This window comes from Chamaesiphon sp. OTE_20_metabat_361 (assembly GCF_031364565.1).
On the sequence record NZ_JANLWO010000212.1, the window covers coordinates 1 to 26,896 of the forward strand.

Annotated in this window: 26 protein-coding genes; 9 read left to right on the forward strand and 17 right to left on the reverse strand. The window is 46.8% G+C overall.

Going from position 1 to position 26,896, the window contains the following annotated elements:
- The first annotated feature begins 409 nt into the window (after positions 1–409).
- Complete coding sequence (locus tag RMO35_RS05925) at positions 410–2,074, forward strand: AarF/ABC1/UbiB kinase family protein (RefSeq protein WP_309739283.1); 1,665 nt, start codon at positions 410–412, stop codon at positions 2,072–2,074.
- A 137-nt stretch (positions 2,075–2,211) separates the two neighbouring features.
- Here the strand turns inward: RMO35_RS05925 and RMO35_RS05930 are convergent, their stop codons facing one another.
- From RMO35_RS05930 to RMO35_RS05940, 3 genes are all read right to left on the reverse strand, one after another.
- Positions 2,212–2,745 (reverse strand): DOMON-like domain-containing protein, encoded by a 534-nt coding sequence (locus RMO35_RS05930; RefSeq protein WP_309739285.1) that lies wholly within the window; start codon positions 2,743–2,745, stop codon positions 2,212–2,214.
- Between the two features lie 5 nt (positions 2,746–2,750).
- A complete protein-coding gene (locus RMO35_RS05935; RefSeq protein WP_309739287.1) occupies positions 2,751–3,851 on the reverse strand; it encodes an aminoglycoside phosphotransferase family protein in 1,101 nt (366 codons plus the stop codon).
- A 162-nt stretch (positions 3,852–4,013) separates the two neighbouring features.
- A complete protein-coding gene (locus tag RMO35_RS05940) occupies positions 4,014–4,976 on the reverse strand; it encodes a hypothetical protein (RefSeq protein ID WP_309739290.1) in 963 nt (320 codons plus the stop codon).
- Between the two features lie 283 nt (positions 4,977–5,259).
- Here RMO35_RS05940 and RMO35_RS05945 point away from each other — a divergent pair, with 283 nt between their 5' ends.
- Complete coding sequence (locus RMO35_RS05945; protein WP_309739291.1) at positions 5,260–5,469, forward strand: hypothetical protein; 210 nt, start codon at positions 5,260–5,262, stop codon at positions 5,467–5,469.
- Here RMO35_RS05945 and cobA read toward each other — a convergent pair.
- From cobA to glmM, 3 genes are all read right to left on the reverse strand, one after another.
- On the reverse strand, positions 5,466–6,242 hold the full coding sequence (cobA, locus tag RMO35_RS05950) for a uroporphyrinogen-III C-methyltransferase (protein ID WP_309739293.1): 777 nt from the start codon (positions 6,240–6,242) through the stop codon (positions 5,466–5,468). The two genes, RMO35_RS05945 and cobA, sit on opposite strands and share 4 nt — an antisense overlap.
- 109 nt (positions 6,243–6,351) lie before the next feature.
- Positions 6,352–7,101, reverse strand: a complete 750-nt coding sequence (locus RMO35_RS05955; RefSeq protein WP_309739295.1) for a sirohydrochlorin chelatase — start codon at positions 7,099–7,101, stop codon at positions 6,352–6,354.
- Between the two features lie 96 nt (positions 7,102–7,197).
- Positions 7,198–8,601, reverse strand: a complete 1,404-nt coding sequence (gene glmM, locus RMO35_RS05960; protein ID WP_309739298.1) for a phosphoglucosamine mutase — start codon at positions 8,599–8,601, stop codon at positions 7,198–7,200.
- 231 nt (positions 8,602–8,832) lie between these two features.
- On the opposite strand from glmM, the gene RMO35_RS05965 reads away from it, so the two are divergent.
- Positions 8,833–9,060: a hypothetical protein gene (locus RMO35_RS05965; RefSeq protein ID WP_309739300.1), complete on the forward strand. Its 228-nt coding sequence runs from the start codon at positions 8,833–8,835 to the stop codon at positions 9,058–9,060.
- Positions 9,033–9,374 (forward strand): HAMP domain-containing sensor histidine kinase, encoded by a 342-nt coding sequence (locus tag RMO35_RS05970; protein ID WP_309739302.1) that lies wholly within the window; start codon positions 9,033–9,035, stop codon positions 9,372–9,374. The genes RMO35_RS05965 and RMO35_RS05970 overlap by 28 nt, the downstream gene beginning before the upstream one ends.
- Here the strand turns inward: RMO35_RS05970 and RMO35_RS05975 are convergent.
- The gene (locus RMO35_RS05975; protein WP_309739305.1) at positions 9,326–9,817 is read right to left on the reverse strand and encodes a thioesterase family protein; all 492 of its coding nucleotides are present in this window, start codon (positions 9,815–9,817) and stop codon (positions 9,326–9,328) included. The two genes, RMO35_RS05970 and RMO35_RS05975, sit on opposite strands and share 49 nt — an antisense overlap.
- Before the next feature lie 78 nt (positions 9,818–9,895).
- On the opposite strand from RMO35_RS05975, the gene RMO35_RS05980 reads away from it, so the two are divergent.
- Positions 9,896–10,786 (forward strand): ChaN family lipoprotein, encoded by an 891-nt coding sequence (locus RMO35_RS05980; protein WP_309739307.1) that lies wholly within the window; start codon positions 9,896–9,898, stop codon positions 10,784–10,786.
- 244 nt (positions 10,787–11,030) lie between these two features.
- A complete protein-coding gene (tnpA, locus tag RMO35_RS05985) occupies positions 11,031–11,438 on the forward strand; it encodes an IS200/IS605 family transposase (RefSeq protein WP_309739309.1) in 408 nt (135 codons plus the stop codon).
- A 151-nt stretch (positions 11,439–11,589) separates the two neighbouring features.
- Here tnpA and RMO35_RS05990 read toward each other — a convergent pair whose 3' ends face one another.
- Entirely contained in the window at positions 11,590–12,135 is a 546-nt protein-coding gene (locus RMO35_RS05990; protein WP_309739311.1) for a hypothetical protein, read from the reverse strand.
- 175 nt (positions 12,136–12,310) lie between these two features.
- The gene (alaS, locus tag RMO35_RS05995) at positions 12,311–14,947 is read right to left on the reverse strand and encodes an alanine--tRNA ligase (RefSeq protein ID WP_309739314.1); all 2,637 of its coding nucleotides are present in this window, start codon (positions 14,945–14,947) and stop codon (positions 12,311–12,313) included.
- A gap of 800 nt (positions 14,948–15,747) precedes the next feature.
- On the opposite strand from alaS, the gene RMO35_RS06000 reads away from it, so the two are divergent.
- Positions 15,748–16,209, forward strand: coding sequence for a hypothetical protein (locus RMO35_RS06000; protein ID WP_309739316.1), 462 nt, complete (start codon positions 15,748–15,750; stop codon positions 16,207–16,209).
- Between the two features lie 208 nt (positions 16,210–16,417).
- Complete coding sequence (locus tag RMO35_RS06005; protein ID WP_309739317.1) at positions 16,418–16,705, forward strand: DUF433 domain-containing protein; 288 nt, start codon at positions 16,418–16,420, stop codon at positions 16,703–16,705.
- A 129-nt stretch (positions 16,706–16,834) separates the two neighbouring features.
- On the opposite strand, the gene RMO35_RS06010 is transcribed toward RMO35_RS06005, so the two are convergent.
- The 8 genes from RMO35_RS06010 to RMO35_RS06045 all read right to left on the reverse strand — a co-directional run bounded on the left by RMO35_RS06010 (position 16,835) and on the right by RMO35_RS06045 (position 24,884).
- A complete protein-coding gene (locus tag RMO35_RS06010; RefSeq protein ID WP_309739319.1) occupies positions 16,835–17,116 on the reverse strand; it encodes a type II toxin-antitoxin system PemK/MazF family toxin in 282 nt (93 codons plus the stop codon).
- The gene (locus tag RMO35_RS06015; protein WP_309739320.1) at positions 17,061–17,228 is read right to left on the reverse strand and encodes a type II toxin-antitoxin system PemK/MazF family toxin; all 168 of its coding nucleotides are present in this window, start codon (positions 17,226–17,228) and stop codon (positions 17,061–17,063) included. Before RMO35_RS06015 ends, RMO35_RS06010 begins: the two co-directional genes overlap by 56 nt.
- On the reverse strand, positions 17,209–17,475 hold the full coding sequence (locus RMO35_RS06020) for a hypothetical protein (protein ID WP_309739321.1): 267 nt from the start codon (positions 17,473–17,475) through the stop codon (positions 17,209–17,211). The genes RMO35_RS06015 and RMO35_RS06020 overlap by 20 nt, the downstream gene beginning before the upstream one ends.
- Positions 17,476–17,553: 78 nt before the next feature.
- Positions 17,554–18,993 carry a BCD family MFS transporter gene (locus RMO35_RS06025; protein ID WP_309739323.1) on the reverse strand — a complete coding sequence of 480 codons (1,440 nt, stop codon included), beginning with the start codon at positions 18,991–18,993 and terminating at the stop codon, positions 17,554–17,556.
- Positions 18,994–19,149: 156 nt separating this feature from the next.
- Positions 19,150–20,916, reverse strand: coding sequence for a nucleotide exchange factor GrpE (gene grpE, locus RMO35_RS06030; protein ID WP_309739325.1), 1,767 nt, complete (start codon positions 20,914–20,916; stop codon positions 19,150–19,152).
- A gap of 504 nt (positions 20,917–21,420) precedes the next feature.
- Positions 21,421–22,551 carry an aminotransferase class I/II-fold pyridoxal phosphate-dependent enzyme gene (locus RMO35_RS06035; protein ID WP_309739327.1) on the reverse strand — a complete coding sequence of 377 codons (1,131 nt, stop codon included), beginning with the start codon at positions 22,549–22,551 and terminating at the stop codon, positions 21,421–21,423.
- Positions 22,552–22,781: 230 nt separating this feature from the next.
- Positions 22,782–23,897 (reverse strand): GNAT family N-acetyltransferase, encoded by a 1,116-nt coding sequence (locus tag RMO35_RS06040; RefSeq protein WP_309739330.1) that lies wholly within the window; start codon positions 23,895–23,897, stop codon positions 22,782–22,784.
- Between the two features lie 549 nt (positions 23,898–24,446).
- Complete coding sequence (locus tag RMO35_RS06045) at positions 24,447–24,884, reverse strand: hypothetical protein (protein WP_309739332.1); 438 nt, start codon at positions 24,882–24,884, stop codon at positions 24,447–24,449.
- 436 nt (positions 24,885–25,320) lie between these two features.
- Between RMO35_RS06045 and RMO35_RS06050 the strand changes: the two genes are divergently transcribed.
- Complete coding sequence (locus RMO35_RS06050; protein WP_309739334.1) at positions 25,321–26,793, forward strand: alpha-amylase; 1,473 nt, start codon at positions 25,321–25,323, stop codon at positions 26,791–26,793.
- The last annotated feature ends 103 nt before the right edge of the window (positions 26,794–26,896 follow it).

The window sequence follows — 26,896 nt, forward strand, 5'->3', positions numbered from 1 at the left end:
TGGATCGATCGGATTATTCTGCCCCACCACTGGACGACATTACCCGATCGCAGCGGTGAGGATCTACTCTTATCAGAAATCTGGGGACAAGTAGAATTTGGGAATAGCTAAATTAATTGATAATTGATAATTGATAATTGATGATTGATAATTGGGTTATTAGGATGGAGAATTGAGATTTACGTGAGAGCGTCATGCTCGACCGAGACGAGCGTTATGGGTAGACAGATCGATCGGTAATGTACTCCACATGCAGCACGTGGATCTAGATACAATATATGGATACTGGCGCAAGCTGTGAGCGCACTGGCGTAGCCGCACCGCGAGGTAATCGCAGTCTAGAGCCAGGTAAAATATTGCCGAGATTTCCTCGGGTAGAAAGCTCGATACCTTCAGGAGTTATTCGCTCATGCAAGCTATTACCAAGATCGATAGTTCTCGCCAGCGGGAGATCGCCGAAGTCCTGCTGCATCATGGCTGGGACTTTATGCGCCAAACTCTGACCATCGGTAAAGCCTCGTCAGCAGAAGATCGAGTCGATGTGCCACCACCAGAGATCTTGCGAAGTATTTTGGTCGATCTGGGGCCAGTATACGTCAAGCTGGGGCAGTTGCTCAGTACGCGTCCAGATCTGCTCCCGCTCGAATATATCGAAGCTCTCAGCGAACTGCAATCGAATGTACCACCGATCGAGTGGCAAGAAATCGAAACAATCCTGATCCAACAGTTCCCCCAGCTACCCGCAGAAATTTTTAGTCAGATCGATACTATCCCCGTTGCGGCTGGATCGATCGCCCAAACTCATCGTGCTATCCTCAAAGATGGTCGGATCGTCGCCATCAAAGTCCAACGTCCGGGGATCGATCGTTTGGTGACGCGAGATATCGCCATGATTAAGCAGATTGCTAAATTGCTCTCTGGCACTGACTTTGGCAAACGTTACGACTTAGTTGCTCTCGCTAACGAATTTAGTACCGCGCTCCAATCCGAACTAGACTTCACTCAAGAAGCCCGCTATACCGAAGCACTTCGCAAAAATCTCCTCGCGGGCAAGTGGTTCGATACTACCAAGATTATGGTGCCGGAGATCGATCGGCAATTATCGACTCAAAAAGTCCTCGTACTTCAATGGTTAGATGGCGTACCAATTCTCGCAGCACGACTGACGGGTAAAAATCATGACGGCGATATCGGACAGGAGCGACAAGCCCTCACCGTCCTCTGCTTCCGCGCCTTCTTTCAACAATACCTAATGGATGGCTTATTCCACGCCGATCCGCATCCCGGCAACCTCTTCTATCTCGACGATGGGCGAATTTCCGTCCTCGATTGTGGGATGATGGGGCGGCTCGATGCCCGTACCCAGTCAGCGCTAGTCGAAATGATTCTGGCGATCGTCAATGGCGATTCCCAACGCTGCGCCCAAATCACCCTGCAACTCGCCGAACCGATGGGCGAACTCAACCTCTCCCGCCTGGAATGGGATTACGATCGTTTGCTGCACAAGTACAACAACATCAGCTTGCAGAATATGAATGCCAGCGAAGCCTTCGCGGAAATCCTCCAAGCCGCACGGCGCAACAATCTGCGCTGGCCGAGCAATATCGGTTTATTTGCCAAATCCCTCGCCAATCTCGAAGGCGTCGGGCGACAATTTAACCCCGAAGTCAATCTATTTGAAGAAGTCCGCCCGCTAATGAATGACATGTTCCAGCGGCAACTCTTCGGTGGCGATCCGATGCAATCACTCCTCAGAACGGGCTTAGAATTAAAAAATCTTTCCCTCCAATCACCGCGCCAATTAGGCTTTTTACTCGATCGCTTTAGCTCCGAAACACTGAAACTAAATATCACCATTCAAAACCTCGATGGTATCCAAAATAGTGTCGATGACGCCGCCAATCGTCGATCCTTTAGTACCGTAGTCGGTTCCCTAATCATCGGAGCCGCGATCGTTTCAGCTAATGCTCAAACTCCTCAATTGCAACTGCTAAGTAATGTGCTTTTTAGCGCAGCGAGCATTCTAGGGCTATGGTTGATTGTCAAAATTATTAGGTCTGGCAACTTGCTTTGATTTTACACAACGATTGAAATCGTTGCTAGTGTTGCAAAGTCCGCCTACGCGGACTAAAACTGGCACAAATATTTGTTTAACCGAACCGTATTGAGAGGTAATGGGTAATGGGTAACGGGTAATAAAGCCAGAACTACTTAGATTTTGAGGACGAAACTATCTCGGCGGTGAAAGTCGGCAACTGTACCAGGATGAGTTAATGCCCAATAACTCAGCTCATGCTGACTTGACTCAATTACTGCCGTTACTGATAGTTCTAGTTCTGGTGCTGCTGGAAAAATTTTGCTCAGATCGACGATCGATTTTAATACCAGCGAAGTTGCCGATCGATCGATCGATAATGGCAATGCTGTAAATGCTAATTCGTTTTGCAAACCTTGGCGATAATCATCCAGTGTAAAGACATTCCAATCGCCAGCGGGAGAGAGATTAAATTCCCAATAGTTAGCATTACCGGGAACGCCAATAAAGAACTCAAAGCAAGTAGATTCCCAGAGTGCAAACTTGCGGCTGGGTGTGGGATGAGCTGAGGGAATGATTAGTGTTTCTAGATTGCCTTGCAAATGATACACGATCGATAACAATCTATCCTGAAAATCGATTTGTCCGGTCAGTTCGATCGCAGGTAAGGTAATATCTGTACTGAAAGGACGTAGTTTAAAATCGGTCATCCCGTTTATCTCCGCAAGTCTTCAATAATCGATCGAATCTCCGCTTCTTGAGCTTCAATACTCGCAGTCAGTCCAAATTGGACTAGAGCGCGATCGAGATTGTGAGTGGGATATTTGACTTTGAAATAAACATTTCCTGCTAAATAATCTGTAAAAAATCTCAATCCTAATTCAAAAGCAATCAAGCGAATCGCATCAAAAAGATAGTCATAATCATCACCACTCAAAAAACCCCGCGCCTGAGATAAATAGCCATCTAAAATCGCCCGACACATTGGCGTGTCAAATCGAACTTGCTCCCAGTCTGGAGTTTCTTCACCGAGCGGATTGCAACCCGATCGCAAGCAATCGCCGATATCATAGTGTACCAGTCCCGGTTTGACCGTATCGAGATCGATCATCCCGATCGCCTGTTGAGTCATGGTGCAAATTAGCACGTTGTTCACTTTAGGATCGCCGTGAATCGGTCGTAAAGGCAACTTACCATCATCTTTAGCCTTTTCTAAAACTTGTGCCCACTCTTGCCGCGATCGCACGAAATCCAGACAATAATTTACTTCGCGATTATCGCTCGGGGTGGCTGCTGCCAAAACTTGCAGATAATCTGCTAGATATTGAGGCGTAATATGAAATCCGACTAGCGTATCGGCTAACTTTGTCGGATCGAGATCGCTAATGAGATAATGAAATCTGCCCAGTGCATAGCCTACAGCCCGCCCATGCGCGATATCTTGGATGATATCGAGCGTTTCCGAACCATCGATAAAGCTAATCGCCCGCCAATAGGAACCATCAGGCTCGACCCAATGGTCGAGATCGTCTACTGTTAGTAGTACTCGCGGTACTGCCCATCGTCTAGCTACCTGTTCCGGTTCGCGCTGCATTTTGGCACATACATGCTGCGTGAAAATCCGCATATTCTGCATCACCAGCGCGGGTTGTTGGAAGACATGAGTATTGATGCGTTGCAAGACAAAGTGCGGTTCTAAGTCATCGGCGATCGTGACGAGAAATGTATCATTAATATTGCCACTGCCGAACGCCCGCAGCTCGGTAACTGCTCTTGCTCCAGCAAATTTTTGAGCGATAGTAGTCAGACGATCCAATGTTAATTAGGGGTTAGGGGACTGGGAGAGGGAGACTGGGAGTGTGACCCAATCTGTGGCGACCGCTAATAGATGGGAGAACAGACTATTGTCGATAGGATGAGCATGTTTACTCGGTGCTGAAAACCGAATTTTTAATCTTTACTCCACAGTATTTTGACATTATTTAGCGACTTGCCGTGCAGATTTATTTTCTAATGACTCAAACAGTGATTTTTCTTCTTGATTGATTGAATTACGTTCAGTCACCAGTTGATTATAACTGGCAGTTTGCTCTTTGAGTTGGATGACTATTTGATTATAGTTTCGCACGCGATCGTTAAAAGCTGAGATGCGGGCACTATAATCACTGCTGGGATTAGCTGCGATCTCGGATTGTAGACTCGATCGATCGGATTCCACCATATTACCTTCTTGTTTGACCCGATCGGCTAATTGTTCTAAAGCTTGATTTTGGGTTAGCAACTGTTGACTGAGTGTTTTCGCTTTATTTTTGAGGGTGGTGAATATCCCTTCGTAGCGTTCGGAGAGTGCGACGATCGACGAACGATCTGTAAAATAGTGGCGGTAGTGGGTTTCTAATTCTGGACTGAGATTTCGCACTTCAGTCCCAAGGATCGAGTGCAGTTCGCTATCGACAGAGCGCGGATCTTGACTTTCGTAGGTGGCGACTAACTTGATAATTCGGGCATTGGTAAGTGTCTTCAATACTACTCGTAGCTGCTTACTGATTTTTGTTTGCTCGAACATAGACATGCGTTGGTATGCAGCATGTAACATCTCATGAGCAGCAGTCACTTCCATCACCCCTTGCAAACGCGGATCTGTCACAGCTTGGAGGAAAATTCCTTTACTAGTGACATAGCAGCCTAACACGATCGTATGCTCGGAACCTTTGCACAGATTGAGGGATGATTTTGTCGTTTCGATCGTCGGCTGGTTGAGATAAAATAGTCGCCGAGCGGCATCTGTCATCGTGGCACTAGTGGCAAGTTTCGCAATCTCTGGCGGTGGCTCATATGTTAGCAGCTTGCTCCAATCGCCGATCTCTTGAGTAAATCTAATCCCGACGATCGCGATCGCGATCGTGGCTGTCATAATGAGATAACGCTTGAGTCGTTTCATGGATCGCGTTGAAGGTATTTCTTGTAGACTGGTTTGCTTCCGAATTCTACTCTAACAGGGGATAACGATGGATGGGAGGTGGGTAAGGGGTAAAGGGTAAGGGGTAAAGGGTAAGGCAAGACTATGTTTGCTCTAAAAATGCGCTGGCACTAGCCATATTCAAAGCTCCTTTATTTGTTAATCTTCATTGCAAAAGTATAGATAGAGCCGATCGAGTATGTTAGCTTTATTGGTAAGAAAGCTGACGCATCAATCCTAATCTTTAAACAAAAGAAATTCAGTGATGGAGAAAAATTTCGCCCAGACTGCCCTAGACTTGCAACTAGCAGCAGGTGAAGAAATGAGTGACTATGTAGCTCATCTACAAATGCACATGGCGCTTCAAGCTCGCAACCTAGTTCCGACTCTCACTAATGCTGTCGATGGTCGAGAATTATTTCTCTATCAGACTCAAGCACATTTTGAAAAATTAGCCTCTCGACAAGGCCACTAGATTACTGCTCGATCGTGATGGGAATAATGGCTACCTAAGATCTCATGTAACTTGACAACATTGCCAATTATCGCGATCGAGGGCGCACTAAACCGCGCTAGTTCTACTTGCTCGACGATCGTTTCTAAAGTAGCGACTAATTCTTGTTGTTGAGGAGTAGTGCCCCACCGTACCAATGCAATTGGGGTGCTACCTGCCAATCCAGCCGTAATTAATTCCTGACTGATGCGATCGAGATTGTGGATGCCCATGTATACTACAATAGTTTCGGCGCTTTGAGCGATCGCTTGCCAATTGACGCCAGGACGGTATTTACCCGCCATTTCGTGCCCGGTTACAAAAATCACCGAAGAACTATAATTGCGATGCGTCAGGGGAATACCAGCATAGGCTGGAGCCGCAATTCCCGAAGTCACACCGGGCACTACTTCGACTGGGATACCTGCGGCGATCAGATCTTCCATTTCTTCGCCACCGCGTCCGAAGATAAACGGATCGCCACCTTTGAGTCGCACCACAACAGCGTGGCTGCGGGCTTTTTCAATTAATAATTCCGTAGTTTCTTGCTGGAGTAGCGAGTGTCTACCCATCCGTTTGCCAGCATCGATCTTTTCCGCACTCTGGGCGATAATCGCCACAATTTCGGCGCTGACAAGGGCATCATAAATAACTACATCAGCCGATTCTAATAATACTTTACCCTTAATTGTCAGCAGCCCAGGATCTCCAGGCCCCGCACCGACTAAATAGACTTTGCCAACTGTGTCTGTCACTTTTCTGGAAGTAGGGGATAGGGGATCGAGGGTAAATCGACAATATACTTTACATCAGGCTACCGCTAACGGCTGCGCTCGGTGCGAAATACCGCTCGACAGATATTTATCAGGCACTATTGACTTTTGCGGATGTTTGTGCAGCAAAGATTTTCCCGATCGTGGCGGCTAATGCTGGACTGTTACCGATCGGTTCGCCGAAAATTAATTTTATCTCGGGAAACTGCATTCTTAGTTGCGCGATCGCTGCCGAGATCGCATCAGTAATGCCACCGGAGAAGAGAAAATAAGGCAAGATCCCAATCTCAGTCGCACCTGTGGCGATCGTCATGGTAACTCGATCGGCTAAACTCGGAGCTACCGACCAATAAGCAGGGGTGAGATCCAAGTCATGTGCCAGTCGTTCGACGATCTGGTTGCTACCAGATCTGCGACTACCATGAGCTAAAATAATACTCCGATCGGGTAAACCAGAACGGTTCCGAGCGAACAAATTTATAAAGTCGGCATTGGCACCCAGATAATCGGCAACGACTAAATTAACTTTGTCACCAATCTCCAGCTCGGCAAGTGCTACCTCTGCGGGAATATCTTCCATTACATGCACGCCTGGGATCAAAAATAGTGGCAGAATCACCACTCGATCGATCTCCTGCTGTTGACACTGACTGGCAAAATTACCGATCTGTCGATGTAGGGGAACTGCTGCCAGTTCTAACTGAGCAGCAGCCACTAGTGGCGATCTCAGTCCGCCAACATTTTGCAGCCATAAACTTAGTTGCTCTGCCAATAAGCTAGTCGCGATCTGTGGACGCGGATCGCGACTACCATGAGATACCAATAAATAAGCGTCAGTCAAATTGGTTATGGGTCAATAGTGATGAGATCTTAGTTATAGCACTAACGATATACTTACTATTTTTACTCGTACACTACATTATTATAAATTGCCGACCTAAAAATGTTTTTCCACGATCGCGACTAGATATTTCGTCCAGTACTCAGTCTTTTGCATCGTTTCAGCCTCTACCATCACTCGAATTAAGGGTTCGGTACCCGAGGCGCGCACGAGTACCCGTCCGGTGTTGCCCATCTCGGCTTCGGCTTCGGCAATACCGTCCTGTAACGGCTGGCATTTTGCCCAATTGAGACGGGCTTCGCGATCGTCTACGCGGACATTGTGGAGGATTTGCGGATAGGTTTGAAAGCTATTATCGACTAGCTCGGCGAGGGATTTGCCCGACTGCTGGACGATCGTTGCTAGATGAAGGGCTGTGAGCGTACCATCGCCACTGACGCTATGTTGGGGTGAGAGAATATGCCCCGACTGTTCGCCACCGAGCATCGCACCGCAGCTCGCCATCTCCGCTTGGACGTACTGGTCGCCCACTGCCGTGCGGACTATCTTGCCACCCAATGCTTGCCAAGCCCGCTCGAAGCCCAGATTTGCCATCACTGTGGTGATAATTTCATCATTCGGGAGCAGCCCTTGTTTCCGGAGATATTGCCCCCAGAAATAGAGAATATAATCACCATCCACCTTACGTCCGAGATTGTCTACAGCTAAAACGCGATCGGCATCACCATCGAAAGCAAAGCCGATATCTGCCTGATGTAAGATCACCGCAGCTTGCAAAGCTCCCAAATGAGTCGAACCACAATTGACATTAATCCGATCGCCATCAGCCTCATCATTAAGACAAATTAATTCGGCGCCCAACTTAGCAAAAATTTCGGGAGCTACCTTGACTGCGGCGCCAGCAGCCAGATCGAGGACGATCTTCATCCCCGCTAAGCTAGCATCTGGTAACAGCGAATCTTGCATCGCCGCTAGATACTGCGCGATTAATTCCGGTGTGAAGTAGAGCTGACCCCAGTTTTCTGGTTCGATATTGGCTCCCGATCGTCCTCTGATTCCCGCCTCGATCGCGGCTTGCAAGTCCTTAGTGAGTTTTGTGCCGTGAGTACCAAAAAACTTAATTCCGTTGTCTTCTGGCGGATTGTGGCTGGCGGAAATCATCACGCCGCCGATCGCATCGCTGGTCGCCGTCAGATGGGCGACTCCCGGCGTGGGGCACAATCCAAAATTCCAGACCTCAATCCCCGCCGAAGTCAGCCCCGCAGCCAGCGCACTCGCCAACATATCACTAGAATTGCGCGAATCTTGCCCGATGACGATCGGCCCAACATCCCGATCCGTATCGATCGCCGCCTGACGTAAGACCATTCCCGCCCAGTAACCCACCTGGAGCGCCAAGTTAGCGGTGAGGACATCACCGACTCTACCACGAATACCATCGGTACCAAACAGGGGCGAATTAGGTAAATTGAGATGTTCGATCGGGGTGAATGTAGTCATATATACAGTGAGTAGTTTAGGAGCTGCTTGGTAGATCGTATTACCAAAAGTGGCATTACTCAAGATCGATCTTGTTAACAGCGATGGTGGGGGTTAGTTGAGATCGTCATCTTGGCGATCGAGCGGGTACGAGTCGTAGATATAATCTAGTTAATATAGTGATGACATTCACAGATCGTCCGAGCATGAACCTGTTCTGAAGATACCAGCAAATATCTGGAGTAAGCATTGATGGCTACCGACGAACAGAGAACTGCCAGCCAAATTCAACTCGATCGATTAGCCGAATTAGATGCTACCGCGCTGTTAGATAGCCCGGTAGAGGCGATATTCGATCGCTTCACCAGGCTTGCTAGCTCGATCCTGAAGACCCCCATATCGCTGGTATCCTTGGTCGATCGCGATTGCCGAGGTTATACTCTGGGCGCTTTTTGTGCGATCGATACCCGCCCGCCTTAAATAAGATCGACACCGATCCCGATCGGATTATCGCCGATGCTTGCGAGCAAATGCGACCACTTGCCGATCGATCGCAGATATCCTTGACTTGGCATACAGATGTGGATTTGAGATGTCTGGCCGATGCGGATAAGTTGCGACGTGTTATCGTCAATTTGGTCGGTAATGCGATCGGGCACACTCCCCAGGATGGCAATATCTCGGTAGTAGCGCAGTCTTATGAAAAAAATGCGGTATTATTTTCGGTAACAGATAACGGGTACGGCTATTCGCGCATTTTCACCAGTGCTTCCCTAACTGTCGCGGGTAATTGACGCATAATTTTACCCTTTTCCCGATCGACAGCTACTAGCGTCACCATCCCTGAGAGATAGATAACCTGTCGATCTACTGACTGAATTTCGTACTCCCAGACAATCCGCACGCCTTCCATATCGACAGTCCGCGTATTGACGATCGCCGTATCGCCCATTTTTAGAGCGTGGTGATAGCGCACCGACACATCTACTACGGGCAAATCGCACCCCATCGCCACCAAATCGGCAAAATCAATCCCGATCGATTTGAGACAGGCTACCCGCGCCTCTTCCATCCAAATCAAGTATGTTCCGTGCCAGACGATGCCGCCATAGTCGGTATGATGGGGATACACGACGATCGGATACTCAAACCAATTGGCTGACATGGCTTGATAACTCAATTTTTCGATCGCGCTATCGGAAGAACTGGGCGGACGAATATCCGTAGATTCTGTCATAGTTATAATCTGCTATCGAGCGATGCGGTTACAGAGATTGTGCGTTATCCTAACTAGATATTAGTATGCACTGTTGAGATGAATATACGCCGGATTGCCGCACTTGTTTGGGGGTTAATTGTAGTTGTCGTTAGCAATACGATCGTATCGCTCCCGATTGCCAATGCCGGATCGATCGCGACATATCGCGATGTCAGATTTACGCCCCAACAAGTTGACATCATCGAGCAGCTAAAAACTGCGCGGGTGGTATATCTAGGCGAAACTCACGATAGCGAGTCCGATCGCGATAAACAGCTAGCAATTATTCAGACTCTCTTCCAGCATAACCCACGCCAAGCGATCGGCATGGAAATGTTTCAACGTCCCGCGCAGCCATTACTCGATCTCTATTTAGCTGGAAAAATTACTGCGGCTCAATTACGCCAGCGATCGGAATTTGACAAACGGTGGGGATTTAAATGGGAGTCTTACTTACAGATTCTCGAATTTGCTAAAGCTAACAAACTGCCAGTTATCGCCCTCAATACACCTACCGAAATTACCCGCAAAACTGGCAAAGAAGGCTTAGAAAGCTTAACTGCTACCGAACGCCAATATATCCCGCCAATTACCGATATCGATCGTAGCAATCTCACTTATCAACAGATGATTTTGGCTAGTTATCAACAACATGCTGGCATCGTCTCGATCGCCAGTAAAAGTTTTGACAGGTTTTATACAGCTCAATTATTATGGGATGAAACGATGGCGGAACGGGTAGCTAATTTTGCCAAGCAAAATCCCGATCGTCAGATAATCACAATTGCTGGTAGCTCGCACATTATCTATGGCTATGGTATTCCCGATCGCGTCAAGCGGCGGATGGGTAATGCAAATTTTACCCAAAAAACCGTATTACTCAGCCACGATTTAGACCCAAAACAATCATCACCTGCTGACTTCATTTGGAGTAACGATCGCGACTAATTTGGATTGAAGAGGGTCTAACTCGATCTTCAAATTAGATCGGGCTTCGATCGATGGAATACCGCACGATTGAAATCGTCGCTCATGTTGCAAAGTCCGCCTACGCGGACTGAGATTCCTTAAACCCGCGTAGGCGGGTTTTGCATCACCAGCGGAGGTTTCAACCGCTGCCTAATCTAGGACGATCGATCCCCCACTCAATTCGGGCATATTAAGGTTATCAATTTTGAGATCGATCGTCAAAATGCCCTCAAATTTCACCCGCATCTATATTCACCATATCTGGTCAACTTGGGATAGACAACCGATGTTAATTCCAGAGGTTCGAGATGCCGCGTACAAGGTAATTCGAGAAGAATGCAAATCTTTGAAATGCGAAGTAATTAGAATTGGCGGGGTTAGCGACCACGTTCATTTGCTGGCAACTTTAAATCCAACTATTTCACTTGCGGATTTTGTCAAACAGGTGAAGGGGAGTTCTTCGCATTTCATAAACCATGAGATTCGACCAGATTTCTTATTCAAATGGCAGGGTAGTTATGGTGCTTTGACGGTGAGTAAGAATGGGGTGGATGATTTGTGTGAGTATATCGATGGGCAGGAGGAACATCATCGTCAAAAGTCTTTGATTTCTGATTGGGAGCCGATTTAGATGGTGCGATGAGGGGGCACGATTGAATACCGCACGATTAAAATCGTCGCTTGTGATGCGAAGTCCGCCTTCGCGGACTGGGATTGCTTAACGTGCGTGGGCGGGTTTTGGATTGTGAGTGGGGATTTCGATCGCTAACTAATATCGATCTTTACTCAGGATCGATCGATAATTGATATTCTATTTGATGATTTTTGAGTTTTTCACCCAAAGATTCCGCTATGCCTGGATGAACATTTTGCTTAAGAACATGTGTCTGTCCGTCGCAAAGTATCTCTCTTAATCTGTAATTTGCAATATCTAGATCGAATGCACGCGACAAAAAGTCAATTTGAGTACAATCTAGATTGTAGGTTGGATTGAGATATAAAGTCATTGTCGGCCCAGTATAATCTGGAGGTAAAAAATGACCCATCCACATCCATTCTCTTTCACCTCCCTCACCTTTTGGAGTGCCCCATGATAATTCATCCCACCAATAATCATCTAACTTTTCTGAGAAAGTAACGCAATTGAGTCTATTTGCGTGAAAATGCAGTTCTTCCACATTTTGACAAAGATAAACAAATTTCTCACATTCTTGGCAAAATCGAGCCTTACTATTTTCGGTCGGCTCTAATTGATTCCATGTTTGGGTACATTGGAAAATTTTACAGTTATTAATTTGTAAATGGTCAGTATCTTTGATTAGAGTCAATCTGTTTTACCTCATCATCTCTAATAAATTTTTAATACTAATAGCACGATCGAATACCGCACGATTGAAATCGTCGCTCATGCTGCAAAGTCCGCCTTCGCGGACTAAAATCCCCAACCCGCGTAGGCGGGTTTTGCATCACAAACGGCGGTTTCAACCGCACGCCACCCCACCATCAACCCAAACCCGCCTCCAATTCCGCCTTAGCCACCCCCAAAGCCTCCTTCACCTTACTGGCATCCCGTCCCCCAGCCTGAGCCAAATTCGGTCGTCCACCGCCACCACCGCCGCAGATCTTGGCAATATTGCCGATGAACTTCCCAGCCTGTAAACCCTTGGCATTTACCCCCTTACTAAAAGCCGCCACCAAACTAACCTTATCTGGTTCGGGAATTGAAGCCAGGACGATCGCGCCTTCTCCCAGTTTATTTAATAACCGTTCTGCCGCAGTTTGGAGCGCACTAGCATCAACATCACCCAGTTCGGCGATAATGATTTTAAACTCGCCAATAGTTTGGGATTGAGTTAGTAATTGTTCGGATTTCGCGATCGCCAGTTCGCCCTTCACCATCTCCAATTGTTTCTGGTTGGCTTTAAGTTCGGTTTGCATTGTCGAGATCCGATCGAGGATTTCTTCGGGTTTAGCTTTAAACCGATCGCTCAATTCTTTGACTACTTTATCGCGGACATTGAGATAGTCCAAAATTGCATTACCCGCTACCGCTTCGATCCGCCGTACTCCAGCAGCAACACCCGCTTCAGAGACGATCTTAAATGCCCCAATTTCGGCGGTATTATTCACATGGATACCACCGCACAATTCCATCGATACACCAGGGAAATCGATGACGCGAACTTCATCACCATATTTTTCACCAAACATGGCTACCGCTCCTTTAGCCTTAGCTTGCGCGATCGGCATGACTTCAATTTCGGCTGAATGTGCTTCGGTAATCCAGGTATTTACCAACTCTTCCACCTGTTGAACTTCCGCAGGTGTGAGGGCACGAGGAGAGTTAAAATCGAACCGCAACCTGTCGAATGAAACTAACGAACCTGCTTGAGAAATTTCAGGATCTACCAGGAGTTTTAAAGCTGCTTGTAATAAGTGGGTTGCGGTATGATTGGCTTGAGCGCGACGACGACAAGCGGTGTCGATTTGGGCGGTAACTGTATCGCCGACTCGCAGGTTTCCACGTTCGATCGATCCGAAGTGAACGAAGAATGCTGACTCTTTCTTGACATCATCGATCCGGACTAATAAATTATCGCCTGACAAGTAACCGCGATCGCCAATTTGTCCTCCAGATTCGGCGTAGAAGGGACTTTTATTGAGAATAATTTGGACATTCGTACCAGCATCCGCTTCGGTATCGGCGGCACCACCAATTAATAATGCGACGACTTCCGCTTGACTATTCATCGACTTGTAGCCGACAAATTCCGTCGCCTGGAGGTGTTCGGCAAAACTATCGAGTGTACCCTGTACAGTCAGATCGATCTCTCCGTGGGGATCGGGAGTGTTCTTTATGTCTTCCTCTTTCGCCCGATCGTAACCCTCAACATCCACCGTCAAATCCTGTTCTTCAGCAATCTCTTGAGTTAATTCTAATGGAAAACCATAAGTACCATATAACTTAAAGGCATCTGCACCACTAATCTGAGCAATTCCTTTTGCTTTGACATCGGTAATTAAATCGGCTAGGAGTTTCTCGCCGCGTTCTAAGGTTTTGAGGAATTGGGTTTCTTCCCGTTGTAATTCGGCTTTGATACTATCAGCTTTCGATCGAACATTTGGATATGCTGATTCCGATAATGCGATTGCTGTTTCGGATACCTTGGCTGTAAAGTGGTCATCGATTCCGATCGATCGTCCATGCCGAACTACCCGTCTTAATAAGCGGCGTAAAATATAACCGCGTCCGACATTTGATGCGCGAATTCCGTCCGCATTCATATGCACGATCGCGCGAATATGATCGCCGATTACTTTCAACGAAGTTTTGGTTTTTTCATCGCTACTAAAATAATCAATTCCGGCAATATCCGCCGCAGTTTGAACGATCGGGAAAATCAAATCCGTCTCATAATTATTCGGCACATCCTGAAGAATTTGCGCCATCCGCTCCAAACCCATCCCCGTATCGATGTTCTTGTTTGCCAGCGGTGTGAGATTGCCATCAACATCGCGGTTGTATTGCATGAACACCAGATTATAAAACTCAATAAATCTGCTGTCATCCTCTAAATCGATATTGTCATTTCCCAATTCGGGATGGAAATCATAATAAAGCTCAGAGCATGGCCCACAAGGCCCTGTCGGCCCCGACACCCAAAAATTATCATCAGCACCCAACCGCTTAATTCGCAGGGGATTCACGCCAATCTTGTCCCGCCAGATCGCAAAAGCTTCGTCGTCATCCTCAAACACGCTGACAACCAACCGCTCCGGCGGCAGCCTAAACACCTGCGTCGAGATTTCCCAACCCCATGCGATCGCTTGTTCCTTAAAATAGTCCCCAAAGCTAAAATTGCCCAACATCTCAAAAAATGTATGATGCCGCGCCGTCCGTCCGACGTTCTCGATATCATTGGTACGGATACATTTCTGAGAAGTCGTCGCACGGGGAAAATCGGGCTGACGTTGACCCAAGAAGATCGGCTTAAATGGTAACATCCCCGCGATCGTCAATAACACCGTCGGATCTTCCGGTACCAAGGAACCGCTCGGCAACGGCTGATGCCCCCGCTGGCTATAAAAATCGAGGAAGGCTTGACGGATCTCGGCACCACTGAGTTTGAGAGCAGACATAGGACTTTAATATAGAGAGGCAAGTATAAGCTATCCCTCTATTGTGCCATTTTTGGCTTCAGCAATAACAACCCAGTGTATTCTACTAGGAAGCTATTTCAATTTGTGGAATATAAGAAAGGAGATCGCTTTTCTACGAGCGATATCCTTTCTCACCCAACGATGATTAACACTCAGTGTTTAATCACTGAGTGTTAATCATTCGCCACAACTTTCTACCTGTAGAGCTTTGCCCGAGTTTGAATCCACTCCCAAACATCTTTTGATAACCATCCGTTAGCAGTAGAAGGATCGATCTCTACAATTAATAGACGATCATTTTGATCCAGACACTGACGTAAGCGTTCACTAATCTGGTTTGCACTCAAATTAGTATTGATTAACCACGTAGATTCCATAGGCTTACACCACTCACCCAGAGATTTGATAGCCTCATGGATAACTCGGTAGTCTTGCCCTGGTGTGTTAAGGTCGTATGTAACGAGTTTCATTTTGCTCATTTAGAAGCCTAAATTGTAGAAGAAGGCTAGGGGGTAGGCTTCAATTTAATATTGAACCCCCAACCTGTATTTATGGAAAGCGTCGGAAGCTGTAACTTGCGACGCTTTCATTATAACTGACATATTTCGGTTTTAGTAAATTGCGAGACAAAGTGCCGATTAATTTTTCTTTGTGTGTTTTAACAAAAATTGTGGAGATAGCAATATAGTGTTGCTGCTTCGGGTACAATCAAGACATAGAAGTAAGGCTACTTATGGCAACTGCCATTGCCTGCTTTCGCATAGGGAGCTAAGTTGATTATGGAAAACGTATTTTCACGGCAGGAGGTTTTGAAGCTGACATGTCTGAGTTCAGGACAGTTAAGCCGATTAGATAAGTCTGGTGTTGTTGAACCAACAAAGCTCGGTAGCGAGAGCCATCCAGTCGTTCTCTACAGTCTTAATCAAGTTCTTGAGCTAAGAGTTATCGCTGCACTCAGAACGCAATTGTCCATGCAGGAGATTAGAAAGGTTGTCAACTATATTCGAGAATATGGATTTGACACAGCACTCTCTGGAAAGTTCTTGATTTTCTGTGGTGAACAATTGTACTGGATTTGTTCGGATGAGTCTCTGCAAGAAACAATTATCAAACTCACTGGTAAAAATAGAGGGCAGGTCATTTTAAAAGCAATTCATCCAATCGGAGATATACTCTCTGACTTACAGGAAGAAATTAAACGTAGGGACTCAGCTTCGAGAGCGACCAGCTACTGTCACTAATGCCGGATAATTGAAACTGAGATTCGATTGAAAATGGATAATGTCCAATAATTCAAAACCAAATACAGTAATTGATTCAGGTATTTTCTCTCTCAATTTGTAAAGTCAGTAATTCGATCGAGTCTCTAGATCCTTGAGACTCGATCTCATAGCAACAACCCAAGCAAATCGAGGATAATAGACGAAAGCCATAGAGATAAACAAAATCATGGACTGGAAAACATATATTCATTCAGATCCCAAAATTCTGCTTGGAAAGCCAGTAATCAAAGGGACGCGACTATCCGTTGAATTCATTCTCGGACTATTTTCAGAAGGGTGGACAGCACAACAGGTTTTAGAAAACTACCCAACACTGAATACTCGATCGATCCAAGCCGTATTCGCCTTTGCCGCAGAGTGTATCAAAGAAGATGTCTATTACACACCTGTACTATCTGCATCCGCATACACTAGAAGAACCAGCAGCAATATTATTGAATCTGTTTCAGATTGAGAAATTGCAGATTGAGGGATGGTTTACGATCGTCGAACGGGATCGAATTCGTCAACGTCCTTTGCCTTAGTCGATCGATTTGCAATGTCAGTGATTTGGTCGATCCTCTAGATCCTTGAAATTCGATCGTCAATCAAAATCTACAACTAAAGCGATCGCTAAATTGATTTCTCTCATGATTTCAGAAGGTAAAATGCCTAACTTGCGAACAAATCGCTGTAAGTCCACTCCCCGTAATTGCAGGACATCTACGGCAGAAGTTTTTGTCAACCCATTATTTGCATCTGGCTCTACTCGAACTTGCCAAGGATTGAGTTCAAAATGCTGCTTCCAATCAGTCAGAGGGGCAATTAGTTTAAGTGGTAATTTGCCGAACGCGCAAGCGCACCCCCAGGGTGGTCGAATCAACACTAATTACCACTACCGGACGAGTTTTGCGAATCTCCGATCCAATCGTTGGATTTAAGTTAACTAACCAGATATCCGATCTGAGCGGTAAAACGTCAATACTCAATGAAGTCACCGCCTAAAAACTCCCTCCAATCTGGATCTAGCTCGTATTCTGGTGCCATCGCTTCAGCACGTGCGGCTAAAATTCGATCGCGTTCCACTCGTGGTAATTTTAGCAATGATGCTCGATCTAACATGGGTAGATTAGGCACCAAAGAATTGTCATCAAGTAAAGTTAACTTGACCCGTTTACCCACAAGTGTATTGCTGTGCTGGAGAATTTCCTCCCATGTACCGACGATCTCTGTTGCTGGGAGCATAATCATTGACTAGAATGATGGGTGCATATTCTTTATTTTAATCGGTTTGAAGCTATTGTCGATCGAGTTGACAGCCGATTAATCTAGATCTGCGGCGATCGTGGCTTTGATGGTATCTTTAGCAGTAGTTTGAAACTCGCGGACATTCACCCGATCGAGTAATTTCACGGCAATAATCATCGCCAAGGCTTGTAGGCTAAATACGAATCCGTAGGCGAAGACAACATTTGGCGCAATTGACTTGCCCAGATCTAATGCGATACCGCCAAACACCGTCGCTAAGCCTTTGGCTAAGGCTTGAGATAAGCCCCACGCACCGATAAATGTCCCGGCTGTTTCGGGCACTGTCAGATCCAGCATTAGGCTAATTGCGCCAGTCGTCACCAATCCCGAACACATTCCAAATATTAACAGCGCCAATTGGAGAAATTTAGGATTGTGCGTAAAACCGGAAGCGATGAGCAAGAGCATCGATGCTGCCACTAGCATACAACCCAAGCGGGCGGTTTTTTGTTTGCCGAGCTTGGGGATGAACCAGAATCCCGCCGCACTTAAACCCAATAAGGTACCGCCACCCCAATAAGCGTTAAGGCTGGCAGTTTTGCCGACAGGCAGATCGAATACTTCGCCGCCATAGGTTTCGAGAATCGGATCTTGAATGAATAATCCGAGTGTCATGACGACGAGAAAGGTAAAAAATACCTGAGTTTGGCGACTGGCGGTGAGAATGGCTAAAGCACGCCCCAGGGATAAATGCGAGCCTTGATGCGGCGTGGTGACGCGATTGATAAACCGCGAATATTTGCGCTCGACGCCCCAAGTAGCGATTAAAGTTAAGCCTAAAACGATCGCCGGAATAATCAGAAATAAGCGATCGATTTGGACTTGAACTTGGGCGATTGTGGCATTAAGTTCTAGAGATCTTAATAATACGCCGATCGTAATCGCACCGACAATCGTTCCGCCGATCAACATCGACCAATCTACGGCTACTACTCTCGATCGATCTTCCTCATCGGTGATGTCTACTAGTAATGTCGCAAATGGTGTCGAGCACATGCTCACTGACAAACCATATAGGGCAAAAACTGCCCCTAGTAATCCCGCCCAGCCGTAAGTCGCCAACGTCCAACCCGCTAATTTGAGACTCGCGCCGAGTTGCCACATTATTTGCACTGCCACGATCGCATTAATAGCCAGTCCTGCCGCACCCAGCCAGATGTAGCAAGTCCGATGGTAGCCAAATAGGGGCTTGGTATCAGAAAGTTGTCCGAAGATAATTCGGGCTGGCGCAACGAAGAGAGTGAGGGCGAGAATCACCGTGGCGATCGTACTCGGTACGGCTAATTCTTTGATGAGCACCCGATTGAGGACGCCAAATACCATCACTGACATCATCCCCAAGCCCATTTGAAACAATCCCAACCGGATGGTTGTCAGTAAATTCAATTTGGGCAGGGCTTTGCTATAGTTCCAATCTTGCCCCGTTTCTGGACTAGATAAGTCACCAGTAGTCATAAAATTAAATATTAAAAAATAGATCTAAGTTTGTCTAATTTAAACTAGATATCTCATTACCACCAATGGATTGGTTAATAAAAGTTTAGGCATTTATCATTGACAAATCGAGTTTTTCGTGCATATATTTAGCGGTAGCGCCGCGTGATGTCGCCGCTATTTAGGGGCAACGGCTACCTTGACTTGTGCTAAACGTAAAACGCGATCGCCGAATGTATAGCCGCGTTTTACCTCGGCGATGATTGTGCCGGGGGCGGATTCGGACGTACTTACTTCCCGGACGATTTCATGACGGCGAGCGTCAAATTGATAACCTCTAGTTTCGACGATCCGAACGCCGATTTCTTTGATGCTGGCGAGCATTTTAGTCTCCAACATCGAGTAGCCTTTTTGAATGGCTGATTCGCGATCGGTTTGCGGTTTAATCGAGGTACGGGCGAGTTCGATCACATCGACTACTGATAATAATTGCAGTGCAATTTCTACCCGCGTACCTTGCTCTACTTGCGATCGACTCTGTTTGATGCGTTGCTCGAATTCGTCAGATTCTTGTTGATAGCTTTCTAATTCTGCTAAGAGCTTTTCGTACTCAGATTTTGAGGCGATCGCCTGTTGTTTCCAGTACAAAGCTGCTTCTAAACTTGCCATGTCATTGCCTACCAGATCGCCCGAGCTAGGGTTGATGGTGTTTAGTTGATTTTGCAATAAAATTCTGGGGTCGATACATCGCTTCAGTTGGGCGGATGTCGTTTTACCTGCGCGAAATAGGCTGACAGCTAGATCCAGAAAAGATCGCATTCCAGTCTCCTGTGCGGCGAGATCGATCGCTTCGGCATCGCCTTGTAAGATTGTTGATTTGAGCCGATCTGTGACGGTTAGTACCTCCTGAATACCGATCGTGCCGCGATAACCAATTCCCTGACAGTGGACGCACAGTTCGCCTGTCCGTTTGCTACTTTCGATCTCGCGGGGACTCAGAGTTTGGGCGCGATAATAGGGTTGCTGGTGCAAGCTCAAGAGCGTACTGCCCAGGTGTGCTAAGTCGCCGCTGGGCTGCTCCGGGAGCCGACAATCGGGACAGAGCTGCTGGAGCTGCTTGTGGGCAATAATGCCGATCGTGGCAGTGTAGAGTTGGGCTGGGGGGATACCCAAGGCGATGAGTTGGGCGATTGCTTTGCCAGCAGTAGTGGCGGGGACGGTGGCAAAGACTAGGCAGCCTCGCGCTACGGCTTGAAGAGCGGCGCGAGCAGTGGGCAAACTATCGATGCCAACAGCGAGGATATCTGGCTGTTGGCTCACACAGGTGTCGATCGTCTGAGCGTAGGCGCGATCGTCCAAGTTGCTGGGGATGCTAATGTGGTTGATGCTGGGAACGGTATATTTCGGCTGTCGATCGATCTCGAAGATACTCAGATCCGGTCGCTGGATGGCGGCTAAACTGGCATAGAGAGTGGTTGATTTGCCGCTAGCGCGTTCGCCGACAAACAGGACTAAGCCGCAGGTACTGTGGATGAGTCGATCGATCTGGGCGAATGATTCGCGATCGAGGATAAGTTGCTCTAGTGCGGGTGGAGACTGTCGATCGTAGACAATTTTGAGCGTAATTTGCTGGCCAAATTGCGTTGGGAGGGTGGTAATTTCGAGTTTCAGACCGAATTTACCAGATTTGGCGATCGTGCCTGTCTGGGGAGCGGAGGTGTTATCGAGGTAAGCGAGTTCTTTGAGATATTCGGTCGTCGGCTGAACTAGGTCTTGAGGCAGGTTTTGGATGGCGGTTTGGAGGGAGCCGTTTTGGCGAATTCTAATCTGGAGCGATCGTGCTTGTGGTTCAAAATACAAATGCGAGGCGCGATCGCCAATTGCTCTGGCGACAATGCGATCTACTAAACTGGTAGCATTATCTCGATCGGTTGTCTGTTGCATATCTTTTTAGCGCGTAAACACGATGAGTGAGTGTGTTGGGTTTCATTCTTCAACACAACCTAACTCTACTCAACCTACAGATTCTGGTAGTAAGCGAATCGGCAAACTGTAGGAATCTGTAAGTTGCGATTTTCCTAGCGGAGACAGAACCCGGATCTGGGGGTTGTCTTGATGCGCTAAACCGTTGGGGAACCCAACGATCGCGCATCGCTCCGACCCCCAGACCCCCCGTTGAAAGCGGCTCGCGCTCCTCGGGTTCCCCGAGGGTTTAGCGAGACAAGACAGGCGGAACGCGTCTTGACCGAAACACATGCGGAGGGAACCTCCGCGTGATTTCGGTCGCCGCCTTCTCAAACTCTCCTGCGTATGGTTCGATCTGTGTGAGGCGTAAAGCGGCATTCACTGTATCCAAGATTTTAGTTGGGAGTTATTAGACTAGAATTTAGGCGAAGTAATTACCCTCTCCCATCTTCCATCTCCCATCTCCCATCTCCCCTCTCCCCTCTACCCCCGCGCACATTTGACAAACTCATCAATTACGCAGGCGAGATCTTCATCGGATAGATTGGAGCCAGAAGGTAGGCACAGTCCGCGATCGAATAGGTCTTCGGCAACTTCACCCCCGAAGCGATCGTACTGGGCGAAAATCGGTTGGAGGTGGAGTGGTTTCCAGACGGGACGGGCTTCGATTTGGGCTTCAGCCAAAGCTAGGCGGACATGTTCGCGATCGACACCAAAAGCGGTAGGATCGATCGTCAGACAAGTCAACCAGCGAGTCGCACTCCCCCACGGTGCTTCTGGCATAAATTGAATCCCGGGTAGATGTCCTAGTGCTTGCTGATAGACTTCACAATTGCGGCGACGGGCGGCAACGCGATCGTTTAGTACCATCAGTTGTCCGCGTCCGATTCCGGCTAAGACGTTGCTGAGGCGGTAATTATAGCCGATTTCCGAATGTTGGTAATGGGGTGCTGGATCGCGTGCTTGGGTTGCCAAAAACTTGGCTTTGGAAGTCAGGCTGGCATCTTCGGATACCAACATCCCGCCGCCGGAAGTGGTGATGATTTTATTGCCATTGAATGAGAAAATCCCGATCGTCCCAAAAGTACCAGGCGAGCGACCTTTATAAGTTGCGCCGAGAGCTTCTGCGGCGTCTTCAATGACCGCTACGCCATACTCTTGGCAAGCTGTGAGGATCGGGTCGATATCGGCACTTTGACCGTATAAGTGGACGAGAATTACTGCTTTGGGGAGTTTACCCACAGCGGCTCGCTGTGCTAAGGCAGCTTGGAGCAGTTGGGGATCCATGTTCCACGATGTTCTGTCGCTATCGATAAAGACTGGCTTGGCACCGAGATACACGATCGGATTGGCACTAGCGGAAAAAGTCAGGCTCGAACAAAACACTTCATCGCCAGCACCGACACCGACTAGTTGGAGGGCTAAATGGAGGGCAGCCGTACCCGAACTAACCGCAGTCGCATGACTCGAACCTACTTTTTGGCAGAACTCTCGCTCGAAGGCATCAACATGAGGGCCAATTGGCGCGATCCAATTAGTTTCAAAAGCCTCAGTGACGAATTGCTGTTCGCGATCGCCCATATGTGGAGTGGAGAGTAAGATAGGTTTTGTCATTGCCAGAGGTAATAGATAGCTGAAAATTGAGTGCTGACATCATTATGTTTAGTTATTATACCCAGATCGATCTAAATGTCAGCGCTCTAGCGAGGGAATTAATGAGGATTTACTCGCTCGATAATTGAGGTTTTTTTTGATGCTAGCAGCTACTATTTTAGGTGGCTCGATCGCCGCCACTGACAGGATCGTGTGGCACCAAAGCAATCTTATTTCTCCGCAAATTGGCGTCAATTTGCGCGATAGGCTGGGAAAAAAGATGTATTGTTAAGTGCTGATGTCGTCAGACCTAATGATTCGGCTCTTTGGGCGGTGAGTCGATCGTAAAGTTGGCAATCGACGATCGTTTCTAGGGTGGCAAAAGATTTGGTAAGGTCTGAGAAGCCAATTTTAAAGTGATAAAGTGAATCTTGTCCGTTAAGTCCACCGCCTAAGTTAAAGTAGCGGTTTTGGCGTTGTTTGGCCCATTTGATTACATAGTCAAAGACCAGTGTGGTAGGTGAATAGGGCAAAAATTCTGTCCGCGTACCCCCGAGATGATATTGAACGATGCCGCTAAATTCGGTAATCAAACTAGCTGCAATAATTTGACCGTCTACTTCTACGACACAGAGCTGCACGCCATTACCCAATGCTGTTACAAACCGCTCGAAATAATCCTGCGTAAAATAGTAACTGGGGGTGGCATTGACGCGATTCATCGTTTCGCGATAGATCTCGATAAATACCTCTAGATAGCGATCGACTGGTACCATCGCGACCATAAATCCAGACCGTTTTAACTTATTAATTTTGGTACGATGACTGGATCTAATTTGCTTCCAGATATCTTCCAGATCGTTAGTTAAGTCGCAAATCACGACATCGCCGCGATGGTGCAAGCGTTCTGTTACTTCGATCGATCGGTTGGATTCATGTCGATCGTTTGATGTGCGATCGATGAAATAACTATTCAAAATCGGATGCAGTCTCAAAAATGCCGAACAAATATTTCGTTCTTGCCAATAGCGATAGATTGTCTGCAAGCAGCGATCGATAAATTGCGGATTTTGTCCGGCGGGACTGACTAACATGCCGGGATAACCATAGGGTGAAATCACATCATAAACTAGAGCGCCGGGGCAATCGCAATTGCGGAGGAGGTATGGTAAAAAGAATACTTCTGCATCATCCTCGATAACGATCGCTTCTGCCGTAGCTTCATAGCGTTGGGCTTCTAGTTCTAAATACCCAGCTAGATGATAAAAATCATGAGGCAAATTATTTAAGTATTTTTGCCAATCTGGGTTTGTTGGCAGCACAACTCGAACTTTATTCAAGTTAGGTAAAGCGATCGCCCCAGTCATACTTTGAATCCCCTTATTTTCGTTATTAAAAGTGCTAGCTAGATTGAGAATTAATTGCTTATTTGGTAGCTGTCGATCGAGCTTTACATAGAGCCTATTGGCATAGCAGGGCTTCGAGATGGCTTACTGGTGTCCGCTCTCCAAGCCGATAAGCAGCACACTCTTAGGTTGCCCCAATTTGCTCTAAAAACATCACTGCGGCGTTCTCGATCGGTATTTTGTCTGAGAGGGGGGGCAAGCAATCGCTCGATGTGGACGCACAAAAATGACTTGCAGATATTGTCTGCAAGTCATCTGAGTGAATGTAGTGCGAATTCGATCGCCCTAACCGCACCACTAAGTGCTACTGGATCGAGCCATCGCCACCGATCGCACTATTGACTGGCTCGGAGTTGTAGGGAGGATTTATGTATTTAAATTTAAAATTGAGCTGACGATCGCAGCGATCTAGCTGAGGTCAGAATACCTGAGTTAAGTAACCAAACATTAGCCGCCGAGCGACTGCCACTGAGAGGATATCTGACCGATCGACTGGCGCATTAGTTGGGACTAGAAGCCCAACACTTTTTTGATATTTTTAGTAGTATTCTTGGAGAAATTTTCGGCTTGCTCAGTATTCCGATCGGCATTTCCCTTGACAATTTCCGGCGTGTCACCGCTATACTTTTCAGCTTTGTCAGCATCGATCTTCACCCCAGTTTCTGAGGTTTCGAGTAGCGATCGCGCCGGATCTTTGGGTGCATCCGTGTTTGATTTGGCTTGATGTGTTGCTAAATCTTCTTTTGCTGCGAGTTGTTCGATAACTTCCGCTCGGTTATCACCGATCGCATCTGGTACGACTAGTTTCTCGATCGAGGACGCTGCTAAAGCTGAATCTAATCCCCAGGATATCCCCTGCCATACCGATAAAGCGATCGCCAATCCACAAATACCTTGGACTAAGTACCGTTTTAAATTAGTGCCCAATACTGTTGCGATCGATTTCATAGTTTTATTTACCTAAAAAATTACTACTCTTCAGTTGTAGTTTATATATCTCTAAAGGAGATCGCTCAATCGATATACTTATCAATGGAATTTCCAATCGAGCATCTATTTATATCGGTAGAGATTAATAATCGGTAAGTCAAATTTTAGCTAAGCAGTTTAATAGATTAAATCTTGCCGAGTGATTAATTTTAGTTTATGTTTGATTTCAGAATGTAGTTAAATTTAAGAAATGGTTAAATTAAACCATCTATCCAAAGATAGATAAATACAGACATTAAATCTATCCATTGATAGATATAGCTAAGTTTTAGATAGTCTTAGAAATGTCCCCAATGCCAGATAGACAAGCCAATGTACTGCCAGCGACAATAAATAAACAACGACATTATCAATTCGTTAATTTTTACCAATAATTCACCCATAAATATCAATCATGTCTGAACATAACGGTGTAATGATGCAGTACTTCCACTGGTACAATCCAGACGATGGTAGTCTTTGGAATCAAGTAGCCGAAAAAGCTAGTGAACTAGCGGCGGCGGGGATTACGTCTTTGTGGTTGCCGCCAGCATATAAGGGCACTGGGGGCGGCATGGATGTTGGTTATGGGATTTACGATTTATTCGATCTGGGTGAATTCGATCAAAAAGGTTCGGTACGGACTAAATATGGCACCAAAGCTGAATATATCAAAGCGATCCAGACAGCCAAAGCCGCAGGCATCCAGATCTATGCTGATGTCGTATTCAATCACAAAATGGGTGCTGATAGATCTGAAGAGGTAGAAGCGACACCATTTGATATGGATAACCGGAATGAGACGGTAGGTGAATACCAAAAGATCGAAGCTTGGACGCACTTTACTTTTCCCGGACGCGACGGTAAGTATTCGCAAATGGAATGGCACTGGTGGCATTTTGATGCGATCGATTACAACGCCAAAGATGATGGACTCTCCGCAATTTATTTGCTCAAGGGCAAGTCATTCGACCAAAATGTCGATCTCGAAAAGGGTAATTTCGATTACCTAATGGGTTGCGATTTGGACATGGAAAATCCCGAAGTCGTAGACGAACTAAAACATTGGGGCGAATGGGTGTATGACACTACCGATATCGATGGCTTTAGGTTTGATGCTGTCAAACATGTCTCGGCAAAGTTCTTTCAAGAGTGGCTAGAACATGTCCGTCAGTATGCCAAGCGCGATTTATTTGCAGTCGGTGAATACTGGTCTTATGAAACTGAGGCACTCCATCATTTCATCGAAACTACTGAAGGTAAAGTTCAACTATTTGATGCACCGCTGCATTACAACTTCCACGTTGCCAGTCAAGGCGGCGCAGGTTACGATATGACCAAAATTTTCGACAATACTTTAGTACAGCAGCAGCCAGCACTGGCTGTAACTTTAGTCGAAAATCATGATTCGCAGCCGCTTCAGTCGCTCGAATCGATCGTCGAACCATGGTTTAAACCCTTGGCGTATGCGTTGATCTTGTTGCGGGAAGCTGGTTATCCCTGTATTTTTTACGGTGATTATTATGGCGCACACTATAAAGACAATAAGGACGGCAATGAGTATGAAATCTGGATGGATTGCCATCAATTCCTGATTGATAAGTTCTTGTATGCCCGTCAAAACTATGCCTACGGCGAACAACGCGACTACTTCGACCATCCGAATACGATCGGCTGGACGCGGGCGGGCGATGAGTCCCATCCCGGCGGTATGGCTGTGGTGCTGACTAATGGCGAAGGCGGTACCAAGTGGATGGAAATCGGTCATCCCAATTGCACCTATGTAGACATTACCGAACACGTCAAAGACCCGATCGTCACCAATGATGATGGCTGGGCGGAGTTTCGCTGTAATGGCGGCTCTGTATCGGTCTGGGTGCCGCAATAAATAGTATCGGTTTAACTGTTCTTCTTTCCAAGGCTGCCGTGTATTGCTTCGTTTTCGCTGGGTTTACCCCCCCCTTATAAAGGGGGGGCTTGCTCCCTCCCCT

Excerpts from the sequence above, each read along its gene's own strand:
- RMO35_RS06040 (WP_309739330.1), bottom strand. The coding sequence starts at position 23,897 with ATGACTGGGGCGATCGCTTTACCTAACTTGAATAAAGTTCGAGTTGTG.
- glmM (WP_309739298.1), bottom strand. The coding sequence starts at position 8,601 with ATGACTACATTCACCCCGATCGAACATCTCAATTTACCTAATTCGCCC.
- RMO35_RS06025 (WP_309739323.1), bottom strand. The coding sequence starts at position 18,993 with ATGACTACTGGTGACTTATCTAGTCCAGAAACGGGGCAAGATTGGAAC.
- grpE (WP_309739325.1), bottom strand. The coding sequence starts at position 20,916 with ATGCAACAGACAACCGATCGAGATAATGCTACCAGTTTAGTAGATCGC.
- alaS (WP_309739314.1), bottom strand. The coding sequence starts at position 14,947 with ATGTCTGCTCTCAAACTCAGTGGTGCCGAGATCCGTCAAGCCTTCCTC.
- RMO35_RS05965 (WP_309739300.1), top strand. The coding sequence starts at position 8,833 with ATGGCTACCGACGAACAGAGAACTGCCAGCCAAATTCAACTCGATCGA.
- RMO35_RS06035 (WP_309739327.1), bottom strand. The coding sequence starts at position 22,551 with ATGACAAAACCTATCTTACTCTCCACTCCACATATGGGCGATCGCGAA.
- RMO35_RS06005 (WP_309739317.1), top strand. The coding sequence starts at position 16,418 with ATGGACTGGAAAACATATATTCATTCAGATCCCAAAATTCTGCTTGGA.
- RMO35_RS06050 (WP_309739334.1), top strand. The coding sequence starts at position 25,321 with ATGTCTGAACATAACGGTGTAATGATGCAGTACTTCCACTGGTACAAT.
- RMO35_RS05980 (WP_309739307.1), top strand. The coding sequence starts at position 9,896 with ATGAATATACGCCGGATTGCCGCACTTGTTTGGGGGTTAATTGTAGTT.
- RMO35_RS05975 (WP_309739305.1), bottom strand. The coding sequence starts at position 9,817 with ATGACAGAATCTACGGATATTCGTCCGCCCAGTTCTTCCGATAGCGCG.
- RMO35_RS05945 (WP_309739291.1), top strand. The coding sequence starts at position 5,260 with ATGGAGAAAAATTTCGCCCAGACTGCCCTAGACTTGCAACTAGCAGCA.
- RMO35_RS05925 (WP_309739283.1), top strand. The coding sequence starts at position 410 with ATGCAAGCTATTACCAAGATCGATAGTTCTCGCCAGCGGGAGATCGCC.
- RMO35_RS06000 (WP_309739316.1), top strand. The coding sequence starts at position 15,748 with ATGGAAAACGTATTTTCACGGCAGGAGGTTTTGAAGCTGACATGTCTG.
- RMO35_RS05930 (WP_309739285.1), bottom strand. The coding sequence starts at position 2,745 with ATGACCGATTTTAAACTACGTCCTTTCAGTACAGATATTACCTTACCT.
- RMO35_RS05940 (WP_309739290.1), bottom strand. The coding sequence starts at position 4,976 with ATGAAACGACTCAAGCGTTATCTCATTATGACAGCCACGATCGCGATC.
- RMO35_RS06020 (WP_309739321.1), bottom strand. The coding sequence starts at position 17,475 with ATGCTCCCAGCAACAGAGATCGTCGGTACATGGGAGGAAATTCTCCAG.
- RMO35_RS06045 (WP_309739332.1), bottom strand. The coding sequence starts at position 24,884 with ATGAAATCGATCGCAACAGTATTGGGCACTAATTTAAAACGGTACTTA.
- tnpA (WP_309739309.1), top strand. The coding sequence starts at position 11,031 with ATGCCCTCAAATTTCACCCGCATCTATATTCACCATATCTGGTCAACT.